This window comes from Achromobacter sp. 77 (assembly GCF_020541125.1).
In the GTDB taxonomy this organism is placed as follows: Bacteria; Pseudomonadota; Gammaproteobacteria; order Burkholderiales; family Burkholderiaceae_B; genus Achromobacter; species Achromobacter mucicolens.
This window is the reverse complement of the sequence record NZ_CP059848.1, coordinates 5,049,344-5,064,273: the sequence shown is the minus strand read 5'-3', so window position 1 is coordinate 5,064,273 and position 14,930 is coordinate 5,049,344. Positions and strand designations below refer to the sequence as shown.

The 14,930-nt window shown below is 67.6% G+C and carries 15 protein-coding genes; 7 read left to right on the top strand and 8 right to left on the bottom strand.

Annotation, left to right across the window (positions count from 1 at the left end):
• Window positions 1-18: 18 nt before the first annotated feature.
• Window positions 19-1,455 carry a tetratricopeptide repeat protein gene (locus tag H4P35_RS23355; RefSeq protein ID WP_226847157.1) on the bottom strand — a complete coding sequence of 479 codons (1,437 nt, stop codon included), beginning with the start codon at window positions 1,453-1,455 and terminating at the stop codon, window positions 19-21.
• A gap of 180 nt (window positions 1,456-1,635) precedes the next feature.
• Here H4P35_RS23355 and H4P35_RS23350 point away from each other — a divergent pair, with 180 nt between their 5' ends.
• From H4P35_RS23350 to H4P35_RS23320, 7 genes are all read left to right on the top strand, one after another.
• Window positions 1,636-2,067, top strand: coding sequence for a hypothetical protein (locus H4P35_RS23350; protein WP_226847155.1), 432 nt, complete (start codon window positions 1,636-1,638; stop codon window positions 2,065-2,067).
• 42 nt (window positions 2,068-2,109) lie between these two features.
• On the top strand, window positions 2,110-2,808 hold the full coding sequence (locus tag H4P35_RS23345) for a glutathione binding-like protein (protein ID WP_056325154.1): 699 nt from the start codon (window positions 2,110-2,112) through the stop codon (window positions 2,806-2,808).
• Window positions 2,809-2,811: 3 nt separating this feature from the next.
• The gene (locus H4P35_RS23340) at window positions 2,812-3,738 is read left to right on the top strand and encodes a LysR substrate-binding domain-containing protein (protein WP_226847154.1); all 927 of its coding nucleotides are present in this window, start codon (window positions 2,812-2,814) and stop codon (window positions 3,736-3,738) included.
• 77 nt (window positions 3,739-3,815) lie between these two features.
• Window positions 3,816-5,231, top strand: coding sequence for an FAD-dependent tricarballylate dehydrogenase TcuA (gene tcuA / locus H4P35_RS23335; protein ID WP_056325160.1), 1,416 nt, complete (start codon window positions 3,816-3,818; stop codon window positions 5,229-5,231).
• Complete coding sequence (gene tcuB / locus H4P35_RS23330; protein ID WP_226847153.1) at window positions 5,218-6,459, top strand: tricarballylate utilization 4Fe-4S protein TcuB; 1,242 nt, start codon at window positions 5,218-5,220, stop codon at window positions 6,457-6,459. Before tcuA ends, tcuB begins: the two co-directional genes overlap by 14 nt.
• Window positions 6,460-6,533: 74 nt before the next feature.
• Window positions 6,534-7,511 carry a tripartite tricarboxylate transporter substrate binding protein gene (locus tag H4P35_RS23325; RefSeq protein ID WP_152382636.1) on the top strand — a complete coding sequence of 326 codons (978 nt, stop codon included), beginning with the start codon at window positions 6,534-6,536 and terminating at the stop codon, window positions 7,509-7,511.
• An 85-nt stretch (window positions 7,512-7,596) separates the two neighbouring features.
• A complete protein-coding gene (locus H4P35_RS23320; protein ID WP_226847152.1) occupies window positions 7,597-8,178 on the top strand; it encodes a WG repeat-containing protein in 582 nt (193 codons plus the stop codon).
• A 14-nt stretch (window positions 8,179-8,192) separates the two neighbouring features.
• Here H4P35_RS23320 and H4P35_RS23315 read toward each other — a convergent pair whose 3' ends face one another.
• The 7 genes from H4P35_RS23315 to H4P35_RS23285 form a co-directional block, all read right to left on the bottom strand.
• Window positions 8,193-9,602: a PLP-dependent aminotransferase family protein gene (locus H4P35_RS23315; protein ID WP_180097759.1), complete on the bottom strand. Its 1,410-nt coding sequence runs from the start codon at window positions 9,600-9,602 to the stop codon at window positions 8,193-8,195.
• A gap of 27 nt (window positions 9,603-9,629) precedes the next feature.
• On the bottom strand, window positions 9,630-9,767 hold the full coding sequence (locus tag H4P35_RS23310) for a DUF2474 family protein (protein ID WP_081259985.1): 138 nt from the start codon (window positions 9,765-9,767) through the stop codon (window positions 9,630-9,632).
• The gene (gene cydB, locus H4P35_RS23305; protein ID WP_226847151.1) at window positions 9,767-10,774 is read right to left on the bottom strand and encodes a cytochrome d ubiquinol oxidase subunit II; all 1,008 of its coding nucleotides are present in this window, start codon (window positions 10,772-10,774) and stop codon (window positions 9,767-9,769) included. The genes H4P35_RS23310 and cydB overlap by 1 nt, the downstream gene beginning before the upstream one ends.
• A 4-nt stretch (window positions 10,775-10,778) precedes the next feature.
• Window positions 10,779-12,215: a cytochrome ubiquinol oxidase subunit I gene (locus H4P35_RS23300; RefSeq protein WP_226847150.1), complete on the bottom strand. Its 1,437-nt coding sequence runs from the start codon at window positions 12,213-12,215 to the stop codon at window positions 10,779-10,781.
• A 342-nt stretch (window positions 12,216-12,557) separates the two neighbouring features.
• Window positions 12,558-13,304 carry an acetoacetyl-CoA reductase gene (gene phbB, locus H4P35_RS23295; RefSeq protein WP_152382631.1) on the bottom strand — a complete coding sequence of 249 codons (747 nt, stop codon included), beginning with the start codon at window positions 13,302-13,304 and terminating at the stop codon, window positions 12,558-12,560.
• Window positions 13,294-13,755: a hypothetical protein gene (locus H4P35_RS23290; protein WP_313690691.1), complete on the bottom strand. Its 462-nt coding sequence runs from the start codon at window positions 13,753-13,755 to the stop codon at window positions 13,294-13,296. Before H4P35_RS23290 ends, phbB begins: the two co-directional genes overlap by 11 nt.
• A gap of 49 nt (window positions 13,756-13,804) precedes the next feature.
• Window positions 13,805-14,929: an ABC transporter permease gene (locus H4P35_RS23285; RefSeq protein WP_056325177.1), complete on the bottom strand. Its 1,125-nt coding sequence runs from the start codon at window positions 14,927-14,929 to the stop codon at window positions 13,805-13,807.
• Between the last annotated feature and the right edge of the window lies 1 nt (window position 14,930).

The following is a 14,930-nucleotide window of genomic DNA, read 5'->3' as shown; positions in this document are numbered from 1 at the left end:
CGCAGCGTATGGGCAGGATTATAGGCCTGCCGTCTTCGCCTTGATCCGCGGTTTCGCGCAGCGTGCGCGATAGTCGTTCACCGCATCGGAATCCGCGGGCAGGAAGTACGGGTGCGGGTATCCCGCCTCCCGCAAGGCGGTGTGCATGCGCACGCCCCACACGCATTCGCGCTGCGCCTCGTCCCACAGCCGCGTGGCCTGGTCCCGTTGCCCGCTACGCCACAGCGCAAGGCCGTAGTCGGCCACCATCTCCTCGTCGCGCGGCAGGTCGCGGTACGCCGTGTGCATCAGGCGCAGGCCATCGGCGGTCTGCCCGCGCAGGGCCAAAATCCACCCCAGCGTGCCCTGGTTGTACGGACGCGGGCCGACGCGGTCGAGCGAGCGGCGGGCCTGCTCCTCGGCTTGCGGCAGGTAGTCCGGGAAATCCGCCAGGTAATAGGCCGTGTTGTTCGCCAGGTCCACCGCGCCGGTGGCACGCGCCCCGCGTTTGCCGGCCGCACTGTCCTGCAGGACGTTCGACTCCTGCAGCACCAGATCCGGCATGCCCAGCAGCCGCGCCACGTCCAGCCGCTTGCGCCGCTCGCCCGGGTCGACGGGCTTGAACATGTCCGGAAATGGCCGCTGGCGTGCCTGCAGCAGCCAATGGCGCGCCAGGCTGGGCTGGCCGGCGGCCAGCAGCAGCCGCGCCAGGTCCAGCTTCTGGTCGGCGCTGCGGGTGCAGCGCATGCCGTCGATCAGGGCGCGGGCGCCCTCGGCGTCGTTCCGGGCGAACGCGCGGTTGACGGCGTCCAGCTCGGCAAAGCACGGCCCGTCGCGCGTGACTTGCGCGTCGATGTGCAGCGAGATCGCACCGGCCGGCACGTCGTGGCTGAAGTAGGCCGTCGCGCCCTGGCGGTTGGTGTAGCCCAGGTCCACCCAGGCTTCGCCCCAGCGCTGGCGCATGGTCATGATGTACGGCCAGCCGGGCAAGGGCTCCGGGGAGCCGCTGCTGTGCAGCTGAAAGAAGTGGCCCCACGGGCCATCCCCGATGCGGCGGATAAGGGTGAAGTCGTCCTCCGCGTGCGGCAGCGTCGTCCGGATCGGCGCCGTGCGTCCCTCGCCATCCGTGATGCCGTGCAGGATGCCGTCGCCGGAAGGCGTATCGAGGATGGCGTCGTCCTTGCCGGTGACGAAGGCGCGGTACGGCGTGTGGGGCGCGGGGGCGGCGCGCTTGCCATCCCACAGGGTCAGCGTCAGGCTGCGCGTGGTGCGCAGGGTGTCAGCCGCAGGCGCCGCCGGGGTGCCGGATACCGCTTGCGCGGCATCCTGGCCCGCGGCGTGCGCGGCCGGACCGGTCAGCCACGCTGCGGCGGCCAGGCATGACGCCGCGGCCCCCATGCGCCAATCTGCGCGGGCCGGGATGAGGCGGCGATGGAAAGTGGCGGGTTGTCCGGAACGTTGCTGCGGGTGCTTCATGGAGACTGCCAGTGGCGCCGGGCGCGGCGGGCGCCACGGCGGTATGGGGTGACCTGCGGGGCAGGGCGCCGCCTTGCGGGCGCGAGGCGGATTGTGCATCACAAACCTGTTTCACGCCCCGCCCGGCGCTCGGCAGAAACGTATGGCATCCTCCCGCCACGCCTTTGCCGCCATCCGCTCATGCCCAAACTCCTAGCGCGAACTCTCGACCTGCTTCTCCTGTCCTTCGCCGCCGCGCTGTTCGGCGCTTGCCTGACGTCCGTGCTGACGACCGGCGCCTATGGCTGGGTCGTCCCCGTCGCGCCTTACCTGTACGGTGTGCGCGACTTCTACGCCGAGGCCGTCCTGGCCGGGCTGGCGGGCGTCATCGTGCTGATCCTGGCCGAGCGCCCGGCCCGGCTGCGGCGATCCACCACCTGGCGCCTGCTGGCGACCTTTGCCGCGGCCCTCGTTGCCCTGTATCTGGCGCCGCCGTCGCCACAGGTGTTTGGCAACACTTGGGCGCCCGGCGAGGCGACACGCGAGCTGTTCCTGGCGCAATGGCCCATGGTGCTGCCCATTGCGGCGGCGGCAACCGCGCTGCGGTGGGGATTGCACCGGGTTTTGCGCTAGGATTGTCGTCACCCAACCCCGCCTGCCCCGGAGAAACCCCGCATGTCCTCCCTAGACGACTTTGCCATCACCAAGAAGTGGCCCGCACAGCACCCCGACCGCATCCAGCTTTATTCGCTGCCGACGCCCAACGGCGTGAAGGCGTCGATCATGCTGGAAGAGACGGGTCTGCCCTACGAGGTCCACCGTGTCGCCTTCGATACCAAGGATCAGTTCACGCCCGAGTTCCTGTCGCTCAGCCCGAACAACAAGATTCCGGCCATCCTCGACCCGAACGGGCCGGACGGCAAGCCGCTGGGCCTGTTCGAGTCCGGCGCGATCCTGGTTTACCTGGCCAGCAAGGCCGGCCAGTTCATTCCGGCCGACGCGGCCGGACGCTTTGAAACGCTGCAATGGGTGATGTTCCAGATGGGCGGCATCGGACCGATGTTCGGCCAGCTGGGCTTTTTCCATCGGTTCGCGGGCAAGGACTACGAGGACAAGCGGCCGCGTGACCGTTACGTCGACGAGTCCAAGCGCCTGCTGACGGTGCTGGACCAGCGCCTGCAAGGGCGCGACTGGGTGATGGGCGACCAGTACACCATCGCCGATATCGCAATCTTTCCCTGGGTGCGCAACCTGGTGGGGTTTTACGACGCCGGCGATCTCGTCGGCTTTTCGTCGTTCAAGAACGTCGCGCGCGTGCTGGACGCCTTCGTTGCGCGCCCGGCGGTCGCCAAGGGACTGACCATCCCGGGCTGACCCATGGAACTGCGCCAGCTTCGTTACTTTGTGCGGGTGGTCGAGGCAGGCAGCATCGGCCGGGCGGCCATGTCGATCGGCATGGTCACCTCGGCGCTCAGCCAGCAGATCAGCCGCCTTGAAGGCGAGCTGTCCACGCGCCTCTTGCAGCGCAGCGCCAGCGGCGTCGTCCCCACGGACGCGGGGCTGGCGTTCTTCCGGCAGGCGCAACTGGCCCTGCGCCACGCCGACGACGCCGTCCAGGCCGCCCAGCAGGCGCGGCTGGCGGGCCACGTCAGCGTCGGCCTGCCGTCCACCACGGCCGCGGTGCTGGGGGCGCCGTTCCTGCAGGCTATGAACGAGCGCTACCCCGATATCCGGCTGCATCTGGTCGAGGCGCTGTCCGGGCATCTGACCGACATGCTCAACGGCCGCCTGCTGGACCTGGCCATCGTGTTCCACGCCGAATCCGCGCGCCGCTGGAGCGTGATGCCGCTGCTGGACGAACCCCTGTTCCTGTTCGCCCGGCCCGACATGCCCGGCGTGCCGTTTGGTGACACGACGCGGCTGGAGGCAATTGCCGAACTGCCGCTGGTGCTGCCCAGCGGCCGCCACGGCCTGCGGGCGCTGGTCAACAACGCGTTCCAGCAATTGGGGCGCACGCCCCGGGTGGTGGCCGAGGTCGACGGCCTGTCGCTGCTCATGGACGTGGTGCGGCAGGGCGGGGCGGCCACGATCCAGCCCAGCTCGGCCACCGCGCGCATCGCACCCGGCCAGTTGCAGATGGCCCGTATTGACGATGCCCACCTGTTTCGCTCCAACCTGCTCGCCAGCCTGTCGGACGAGGAACTGTCGCCCGCGGCGCTGGCCGCCCGCCTGGTCATGGCCGATGTCTCCCGCACCCTGGCGCGGGAGGGCAAATGGGCGGTGGTGACTCTTCACGAATCGTGAACACCCGTTGACGCCCGCCTGATATCGCAGCGTCGCGCCGCTGCGTAGAGTCTGCCCCTTGAACTGGGGAAGATGGCATGGTTGACGTCTTGGTTATTGGTGGGGGCAATGCGGCGCTGTGCGCGGCCCTGATGGCGCGCGAAGCCGGCGCCAGCGTGCTGCTGCTGGAAGCGGCGCCAAAGGAATGGCGGGGCGGAAACTCGCAGCACACGCGCAACCTGCGCTGCATGCACGATGCGCCGCAGGACGTGCTGATCGACGCGTATCCCGAAGAAGAATACTGGCAGGACCTGCTCAAGGTGACGGGCGGGCAGACCAACGAACACCTGGCGCGGCTGGTCATCCGCGAATCCTCCACCTGCCGCGACTGGATGCGCCGCCACGGCGTGAACTTCCAGCCGCCGCTGTCGGGCGCGCTGCACGTGGCCCGCACCAATGCGTTCTTCATGGGCGGCGGTAAGGCGCTGGTCAATGCCTATTACCGCAGCGCCGAAGCGCTGGGCGTACAGGTCCGCTACAACGCGCCGGTCGATTCGCTGGAGCTGGACAATGGCCGTTTCGTGGCCGCGCGCATCGGCGCCGAACGCATCGAGGCCCGTGCCTGTGTGCTGGCCGCGGGCGGCTTCGAGTCCAACCGCGAATGGCTGCGCGAGGCCTGGGGCCAGAACGAGCGCGGCGAGTGGCCGGCCGACAACTTCCTGATCCGCGGCACGCGCTTCAACATGGGCGTGCTGCTCAAGTTCATGCTGGACGCCGGCGCCGACGGCATCGGCGATCCTTCGCAATCGCACTGCGTGGCGATCGACGCCCGCGCGCCGCTGTACGACGGCGGCATCTGCACGCGCATCGATTGCGTGTCGCTGGGTGTGGTCGTCAACCGCGACGCCGAGCGCTTCTACGACGAAGGCGAGGACTTCTGGCCCAAGCGCTACGCGATCTGGGGCCGCCTGACCGCCATGCAGCCCGGCCAGATCGCCTATTCCATCATCGACGCCAAGGCGATCGGCCGCTTCATGCCGCCCGTGTTTCCGGGCGTGAAAGCCGACACGCTGCCCGAACTGGCCGAAAAGCTGGGCCTGGATCCGGCCACCTTCGCCAAGACCATCGGCGACTACAACGCCGCCTGCCGCGTGGGCAAGTTCGACCACACGGCGCTGGACGATTGCCATACCGAAGGTGTGACGCCCGCCAAGACGCACTGGGCGCGGCCGATCGACACCGCGCCGTTCTACGGCTATGCGCTGCGTCCCGGCATCACCTTTACGTACCTGGGCCTGAAGGTGGACGACACCGCCGCGGTCCGGTTCAACGACACGCCCAGCGACAACCTCTTTGTCGCCGGCGAAATGATGGCCGGCAACGTGCTGGGCAAGGGCTATACCGCCGGGGTGGGCATGTCCATCGGCACGGCATTTGGCCGCATTGCCGGCACCCGCGCCGCGGCGGCGGCGCTCAGCCAGAAACATGCGGGAGCACACCATGAAGCAGCTTGAAGCCCTGGCCCGCGAGGCGCAGTCCTTTTCCAGCAGTCAGACGGGTTCAACGCCTGCCCAGCCCGCGGCCCCGGCCGAGCAGCCGGTGCGCTTTCATGCCCGGGGCGCCAAGCCGCTGACCGAAACGCTGACCGGCGACGAAACCGAAGTGGCGCGCGTCATGCAGATCTGCAACGCCTGCCGCTACTGCGAAGGCTTCTGTGCGGTGTTTCCCGCCATGACCCGCCGCCTGGAATTCGGCAAGGCGGACCTGAACTACCTGGCCAACCTGTGCCACAACTGCGGCGCCTGTCTGCACGCGTGCCAGTACGCGCCGCCGCACGAATTCGCCGTCAACGTGCCGCAGGCCATGGCCAAGGTGCGGATGCAGACGTACACCGATTACGCGTGGCCCGCCGCGCTGGGCACGCTGTACAAGCGCAATGGCCTGGCGCTGTCGCTGGCCACGGCCGCTGGCCTGGCGCTGTTCCTGGTGGTGGCGGTGGTGATGGCGGGTGGCCTCTTCCATGAACCGATGGCCGGCAATTTCTACGCCGTCTTTCCGCACAACACGCTGGCGCTGATGTTCGGCGTGGTGTTCGGCTTTTCGATGCTGGCGCTGGCGGTGGGGGTGACCCGCTTCTGGCGCAACGTCAGCCCGGGGGCGGCCTCCGGTGCGGCGGTGGCCGAGGCGGCGCACGACGCGCTGCGGTTGCGCTACCTGGACGGCGGCCACGGCAAGGGCTGCAACAACGCCGATGATGCCTTCACGCTGTGGCGCCGGCGGTTCCACCATTTCACGTTCTACGGTTTCATGCTGTGCTTTGCGGCCACCTGTGTCGCCACGCTGTACCACTATCTGCTGGGCCAGCAGGCGCCGTATCCGATCCTGAGCGCGCCCGTGCTGCTGGGCACCGCGGGCGGCATTGGCCTTCTGATCGGGCCGGCCGGGTTGCTGTGGCTGAACGTCAAGCGCCATCCGCTGCAAGGTGACGCGGCGCAAAAGCCGATGGACCGTGGCTTCATCGTGCTGCTGTTTTTGACCAGCGCGACGGGCCTGGCTCTCTTGGCCGGCCGCGATGGCAGCGCAATGGCGCTGCTGCTGGCGGTCCACCTGGGCGTCGTGATGGCGTTGTTTCTGACCTTGCCCTACGGCAAGTTCGCGCATGGCATCTATCGCTCGGCCGCGCTCTTGAAGTGGTCCATCGAGAAACGCCAGCCCAACAAGCTGCAGCTCGGTTCGGACTGACCGGACCGGCCTTATCGCCAGCTTGACGGTGCCCGCACGAGGCGCCGCAGCCGGCCACAACCCTGGAGACATCAATGTTCCGCACTCGTTTGCTGGCGCGCTGCGCGCTGGCCGCCTGTCTGACGCCCGCCCTGCCTGCGGCGATGGCGCAAACCTATCCCGCCAAGCCGATCACGCTGGTCGTGCCCCATTCGGCCGGCGGCACGTCCGACATTCTGGCGCGCACCGTCGCTGCCGAAGCCGCCAAGACGCTGGGCCAGACCATCGTGATCGACAACAAGGGCGGCGCCAACGGCACCATCGCCGCCAAGCAGGTGGCCTCGTCCGCGCCGGACGGCTATACGCTGCTGCTGGCCACCGCCAGCACGCACGGCATCAACCCGTCGCTCTATTCGCGCATTTCCTACGACGCGGTCAAGGACTTCACGCCCGTCACGCTGCTGGCCACCGTGCCCAACGTGCTGGTCGTCGGCCCCAACGTCAAGGCCGGCAACGTGCAGGAACTCATCGCCTTCATCCGGTCGCAAGGCGACAAGACCAACATGGGCTCGGCAGGCGCCGGCACGCCGGGGCATCTGGCGGGCGAGATGTTCAAGAGCGAAGCCAAGCTCCAGTTCACGCACGTGCCCTACAAGGGCGGCAGCCCCGCCATCACCGATCTCATCGGCGGCCAGATCGATTTCATGTTCACCACCATTCCGGGCGTGCTGCCGCACGTAAAGGCAGGATCGCTGCGTGCCCTGGCCGTGACCTCGCCGGAGCGCTCGTCCGCGATGCCGGACGTGCCGACGATGGCCGAGTCCGGCCTGCCCGGCTTCCAGGCGGTGTCCTGGCACGGCATCGTCGCGCCGGCCGGCACGCCGGACGCGGTGGTGGCGCGGCTGAACCAGGCGCTGACCGGCGCGCTGGCGGCGCCCGAGGTCAAGCAGCGTCTGCTGGAAGAGGGCGCGCGCGCCTCCGGCGTGAACACGGCGGAATTCGGCAAATTCATCCAGACCGAGATGGCGGCCTGGGCCAAGGCGGTCAAGGATTCGGGCGCCACGGCCAACTGACCGGCAGGGCGGTCCCCGCGGGCCGCTTTTTTCCCGACGACGAGCATGCCGATCGGCACGCGGGCGCCATGCTAGGATGCCCCGCATGCTGATCGCCGCCCTGCTGACCTCGCTGGCTCTCACCTCGGGCCACGCCGTTGAATACGACCTCGCGTGCTTCTTTGCGGACAGGCAGGCGCAAGGCTCGCTGGAACACGTCGAGCACTGTGCCCGCGCCACGAAGGACAGCGTCGAGTTCCGGCCCGCCGTGCTGGCGCGCATGGATTTCGGCGACGATGGCCTGTCGCCCGCCACGGCCAACGGCTCGTGGCACTGGGTGCGGCCCGACGGACGCGCCGTGGCCGTGGTCACGTTCGACAACAGCGCCGACGACTTCGAGGAAGGCCTCACCCGCGGTCCTTGGGCCGGCGGCATGGCCTACTACGACAAGCAGCTCAACCGCGTGCTGGCCACGCCCTACGATTGGGTCGACCGCTTCGAGGGCGGCCTGGCCGCGGTCTGCAAGGGCTGTCGCATCGAGCGCACGCGCGACGGCGAACACAGCGTCGTGAAGGGCGGAGAATGGGGCGCCATCGACCGTCAGGGCCGGCTGGCGCTGCCCATGCGGCCGGACGCGATCTCGTTGCGGGCGCAGATGCAGGCGCAGCGCAAGGCGCCGCATCGCTGAAAGAACGCCCGCCGTCAGCCGGCCAGTAGTTTGCCCAAGGTCGCCATCCCTTGCTCCATGCCGTCGTTCCACGGATGGCCGTGATTCAGGCGCAGGAAGTTGCCGAACCCGCCCGTCGCGGAAAACAGCGGCCCCGGCGCAATGCTGATGCCCTGGTCCAGCGCGGCGCGGTGCACCTTCAGCGTGTCGATGTGCGCGGGCAATTCCACCCAGACGAAGTAGCCGCCGGCCGGCCGCGTGGCGCGCGTGCCCTTCGGAAAGTAGCGCGCCACCGCTTGCAGCAGTTCGCCCTGCTGCAGCGCCAGCGCCTGCCGGAACTGCCGCAGGTGGCGATCGAAACCGCCTTTTTCCAGATAGGCCGCAATGGCCGCTTGCGTGGGGGCGGGGGTGGCAAGGCTGGTGGTCAGCTTGTTGCGCATGATCTGGCGCGTGTAACGTCCCCCCGCCACCCAGCCGACGCGGTACCCCGGCGCCAGGGTCTTCGAAAACGACGCGCAGTGCATCACGATGCCTTCGGTGTCGAAGGCCTTCGCGGGCCGCGGGCGGGACTCGCCGAAATAGAGTTCGCCGTACACATCGTCTTCGATCAGCGCCACGTCATGGCGCGTCAACAGTTTGACCAGCGCTTCCTTTTTCTCGTCGGGCATCAGGCTGCCCAGCGGATTCTGGAACGTCGTCATCAGCCAGCAGGCGCGCGGGCGGTGCTGCAGGATGGCGTTTTCCAGGGCGTCCAGATCGATGCCCACGCGCGGATGCGTCGCCACCTCGATGGCATGCAGGCCGTTGCGTTCCAGCGATTGCAACGCGGCATAGAAGGTGGGGGACTCCACGATCACGGCATCGCCGGGGCGGGTCACCGCCGCCAGGCTCAGGTTCAGCGCGTCCAGCGCGCCGTTCGTGACGATGATCTCGTCCACGGGCACGGTCAGGCCGTCGGCCAGGTAGCGCAGCGCGATGGCGCGCCGCAGCGCCGCGTCGCCGGGGCTCAGGTCATCGATGGACCCCCACGGATCCAGCTTCTGCACCGTCGCCGCCATGAAGCGTGCCAGCCGGCTGTACGGCAGCAAGGACGGACTGGGAAACGCCGACCCAAACGGCAGCATGTCGCGGCGCAGCGTGGCGTTCAGCACGCGAAGCACGTTGTCGCTGACGTCCACCGGATGGCGGCCCGCGCTGGCGCTGGACACGCTGTCCAGCTCGGGCAACACGGCGCGCGGCGCGCGCTGCACGTAATAGCCCGACCGGTCGCGCGCGCGAATGAGGCCGCGCGCTTCCAGCAGGTAGTACGCCTTGAACACGGTGGACGGACTGACGCCGCGGCTGGCGCTGGTCTGCCGCACCGAAGGCAGGCGGTCGCCCACCTGCAGCAGGCCGGACAGGATCGAGGCGGTGATTTCTTCGGTCAGGCGTTCATAGCGCTTCATGGCGGCATCCGGATGCGTGAGGCGGGTTCAGGCGGACATGCCGATCGCGCGCATGACAAGCCGCAGTGCGCCGGCTGCCGCGCCCAGCGCCGCGACGCTGCACGCCCAGATCATCGCCAGCCACAGCAGGCGCGAGCGCCACGAGGAAGAGGGGGATGCGTTCATCAGTGAAAGGCCTCGCCAGTGCGCACCTTGCCGCGAAACACGTAATACGACCAGGCGGTGTACATCAGAATAATCGGAATGATCGCCAGGGCGCCGACCAACGCGAAACCCAGGCTCTGCGGCGGCGCCGACGCCGCCCAGATGGACACGCCCGGCGGAATGATGGCCGGCCAGATGCTGATGCCCAGGCCGGTGTAGCCCAGAAACACCAGCGCCAACGACAGCACGAACGGGCCGGCCGCTGGGGCGCCTTTGACGCGGCGCATCAGTTCGAAGCTCGCGGCGGCCACCAGCAACGGCACCGGGAAGAACCAGAACATATTGGGCAGGCTGAACCAGCGCTGCGCGATGATCGGCTGCGCCAACGGCGTCCACGCGCTCAGCACGGCGATGACCGCCAGCAGCGCCAGCGTCAGCGGCCGCGCCAGGCGGCACATGTGGCGATGCAGGCGGCCGTCGGTCTTCATGATGAGCCAGGTGCACCCCAGGAGCGCGTACGCCGCCACCAGGCCGGCGCCGGTAAAGACAGAGAACGGGCTGATCCAATCCCACGGGCCGCCGCTGTACGCGCGCCCCACCACCGGAATGCCTTCGATATACGCGCCCAGCGTGACGCCCTGGAAGAACGTGGCGCACACCGAGCCCAGGACGAAGGCCCTGTCCCACAGCGGGCGGTGATGCGCGTCGGCCTTGAAGCGGAACTCGAAAGCCACGCCGCGGAAAATCAGGCCCAGCAGCATGAACACCAGCGGCAGGTGCAGCGCGCTGAGGATCACCGAGTAGGCCAGCGGAAACGCCGCCATCAGGCCCGCCCCGCCCAGTACCAGCCAGGTCTCGTTGCCGTCCCAGACGGGGGCGACGGTGTTGACCATCGCGTCGCGTTCCTCCGGGTCGGTCACCAGCGGAAAGAGGATGCCGATGCCCAGGTCGAAGCCATCCATGATGACGTACATCATCACGCCGAACAGAATGACGACGGCCCATATCAATGCAAGATCCACACCCATGGCGTCAGGCTCCGGAATGCTTGGGTTGCGCGGGCGAGGCGCCCGCGAGGGTAGAGGCCGCCGACAGCGGCCGCGAAGGCTGGCGCGGCTCGCCGGGTCCGCCGGACAACGGCGCGTGGCCAGGCGCGGGAGTGGGGCCCAGGCGGATGAGGCGCAGCATGTACGAGACGCCCGCGCCAAACACGAACAGGTAGACGACCACAAACAGCGCCAGCGTCAGCGTCAGCTCGCCCAGTCCATGCGGCGTGGCGGCTTCGGCGGTGCGCATGACGCCATACACGATCCAGGGCTGGCGGCCGATCTCTGTGACATACCAGCCGGCCAGCATGGCGACGATCCCCGAAGGCCCCATCCACAAGGCGAAGCGATGCAGCCAGCGCGCTTCGTACAGGCGGCGGCGCCAGCGCGCCCATAGCGCCCACACCGCCAGGCCGATCATCAGCAAGCCCAGGCCCACCATGATGCGGAACGACCAGAACACCACCGTGGAATTGGGGCGGTCTTCGGGCGGATAGGACTTCAGGCCCGGAAACTGGCCGTCCCAACTGTGCGTGAGGATCAGGCTGCCCAGCCGCGGGATGTTCAGCGCATGGCGCGTTTCCTCGCGCGCCATGTCGGGGATGCCGAAGAGCGTCAGCGGCACGCCCGCGCCGGGCTCGTTCTCCCAATGACCTTCGATGGCGGCGATCTTGGCGGGTTGGTGCTTGAGCGTGTTCAAGCCATGAAAGTCGCCCACCACGGCCTGCAGCGGCGCCACCAGCAGCAGCATGCCCATTGCCATCGCAAACATCTTCTTCACGGCCGGGCTGCGGTCCCCGCGCAGCAGGTGCCAGGCGCCGGACGCCCCAACCATCAGCGCGGTGGCCAGGAACGCCGCAATGCCCATGTGCGCCAGGCGGTAGGGAAATGACGGGTTGAAGATCACGGCCAGCCAGTCGGTAGGCACCACGCGCCCGTCCAGGATCTCGTATCCGGCCGGCGTTTGCATCCAGCTGTTGGAGGCAAGAATCCAGGTCGCGGACACCAGCGTGCCCAGCGCCACCATGATGGTCGAGAAAAAGTGCAGCCCCGGCCCCACGCGCGACCAGCCGAACAGCATCACACCCAGAAAGCCGGCTTCCAGGAAGAAGGCGGTCAGCACCTCGTACGCCAGCAGTGGCCCGGTGACGCTGCCCGCGAAGTCGGAGAAAAAGCTCCAGTTGGTGCCGAACTGATAGGCCATGACCAGGCCCGACACGACCCCCATGCCGAAATTGACAGCGAAGATCTTGGTCCAGAAGTGATAAAGGTCCCGGTAGACCGTCTTGCCGGTCCGAAGCCAGAATCCCTCTAGCACGGCCAGGTAGCTGGCCAGCCCAATGGTGATGGCGGGAAAGACGATGTGAAACGAGATGGTGAAGCCGAACTGTATTCGTGCGAGCAATAGCGCGTCGCTGTCCATGACGGTATTCCTGACTTTCATCGGCAGCACGGACGGATCGCCACGAGGCGGCGGGCGCTGACGGGTGTTTGAACTACCCCGCCAAGTTAGGCCTTACGCGGCGAACAGTACAGATTCAGAGAGTGCGGAAAAAAGCGGATCAGTTTGCGTGCCGCGGTGCAGGAAGCACGCATTTTCATGGGCAAGCATGCTGTGCCTGGGTGGGAGGCAGGCAATCGTCGATACAAAAAAAGCAGCGCAGTGCCCCCGGAGGCCGCGTCCGGCTCAGCGCGCCGTGCGCGATGCCGCAGGCGGGGACATCGCGGTCAGGGATCGTTCGGCATCGCGGCGCATCAACGCGCATCAATACATATGCTGGCCGCCATTCATGGCCACGTTGCTGCCCGTCATGAAGCCGGCCACATCGCTGCAGATGAACGCGACGAGCGCGGCGATTTCATCGGGTTCGCCCAGCCGCCCCACCGGGATCTGCGGCAGGATCTTTTCCTGCATGACTTCCGGCGGCACGGCCTGCACCATCCGCGTGGCCAGATAGCCGGGCGACACCGTGTTCACCGTCACGCCCTTGCGGGCCATTTCCAGCGCCAGCGACTTCGTGAACCCATGAATGCCCGCCTTCGACGCCGCGTAGTTGGTCTGCCCGAACGCGCCCTTGCTGCCGTTGACCGACGAGATGTTGACGATGCGGCCCCAGCCCCGATCCGCCATCGGACCGCACAGCGGCTGGGTCATGTTGAACATGGAATCCAGGTTGCTGTGCATGACGTCCGCCCAATCCTGCGCGCTCATCTTGCGCAGGCTCGCGTCGCGCGTGATGCCCGCGTTGTTCACCAGGATGTCGATCTGGCGGCCGTCCTCTTCGAGCCGGCGGGCCAGCGCCTGGCAGGCGTCGAAGTCCGCCACATCCACCTTGTACGAGGAAAAGGTTCGGCCTTTCGCCGCTTCTTCCTTGATCCAGTCGCGCGTGGCGGCCTCGCTGGAATGGTAGGTGACGATGACGTCGTGGCCCGCGTCGTGCAGCGCCACGGCGATGGCGCGACCCAGGCAGCCGGTCCCGCCCGTGATGAGCGCCGTGCGCTTAGAGGTCATGGCGGCCTCCTTGCTGGTTGGCGTCCTGCATGGCGGCGCAGGCGGCCGCCATCTGCTTGGTCATTACGGACCACATCTGCGCGAGCGGTGAATTGTCGGCAGCCGCGCCGTTGGCCTGCTTGAACCATTCGCACATCGCTTCGCCCACGCCGGCCGCCAAGGTGGCCTGCTCCTGCAGCGCTGCATGGGTGAGGGCCTGGCTGGCTTCCAGCTGGGTCTGCCAGCGCTTGCGCGCGAGTTCGCCCATGGCGGGCATGGCGTCCTGCCAGTTGGCGGTGGGGGGCATGGGGGAAAAGGCGGCGAGATACTGGCCGGAGCTGTCGCTGGCCAGCCGCTGGCCCATTTCGAGCCAGCGCTGCTGGCTTTCCTGCGCAAGCTGGGCCAGGCGCTGGCAGAAGGCGACGTTGGCGCCGGTCAGGCCATCGGGCAGGGAGGCATTTGCTTTCTTCATCATCCGTCCTTTTATGAAAGTGGTAAGGGGAAACGAATACACACGGGCCTCATGCCATCTGGCTGAGGGTCTTGCGAAAACGCGCCAGGGATAACGCAAACAGGACGGCGCCGATCAGCGCCAGCGCCAGGAAGGGTTGCCATACGACGCTGATGCCCGCGCCGCGATAGAGGATGGCTTGGCCCAGTTCCACGAAATGCGTCGTGGGGGCGGCCAGCATGATGTTCTGCACGAACGCCGGCATGCTTTCGCGCGGCGTGGTGCCCCCGGACAGCATCTGCAGGGGCAACAGCACTAGTACGAGCAGCATGCCGAATTGCGGCATGCTGCGTGCAAGCGTAGCCATGAAAATGCCCATCGAGGTCGTGGCGAACAGGTGCAGCGCCACGCCGGCCAGAAACAGCGCGACCGATCCTTCGATCGGCACGTGCAGCAGGCCCCGCACCACGAACGTCAACGATAGCCCAGCGGACGCCAGTACGACCAGCCCCATCGACCAGACCTTCGCGACCATGATTTCGGTGGGCGTGACGGGCATGACCAGCAGGTGCTCGATGGTCCCGTGTTCGCGCTCGCGTATCAACGCGGCGCCGGTCAGGATGATGGACAGCATCGTGACGTTATTGATGATCTCCATCAGCGCGCCGAACCACGATTGGGTGAGGTTCGGGTTGAATCGCATGCGCACCGCCAGTTCGACGGGCAGCTCGGTGGGCGCGCGATAGCGCCTGACGAATTCGTTGATCTCGTCGGTGATGATCTGCTGGATGTAGCTGCTGCCCGTGAACGCCTGGCTCATCCGGGTGGCGTCGACATTCAGCTGGATCTGCGCCGGCCGGCCGGCCAACACGTCGCGCTGGAAGTTGGGCGGGATGTTGACGGTAAACGTTTGGCGGCCCGCGTCCATGTTGGCGTCCGCCTGCGCCGGGGTCACAAGCTGCGGCGGCGTGAAATGCGGCGGATAGAAGGCCGAGACGATGCGCGCGGACAGCGGCGACTGGTCTTCGTCCACGACGGCGATGGGCGCGTTGTGCAGCGTTTCGGGCACGGCGGTGGCCGCCGTGTAGATCATCAACGTGAACGACACGACGATCAGCACCAGCATCATCGGGTCGCGCGCCAGGCTCCAGAGCTCTTTCACGCCAAGGCGGTAGATGTTCGCCAGGTGCCGCATG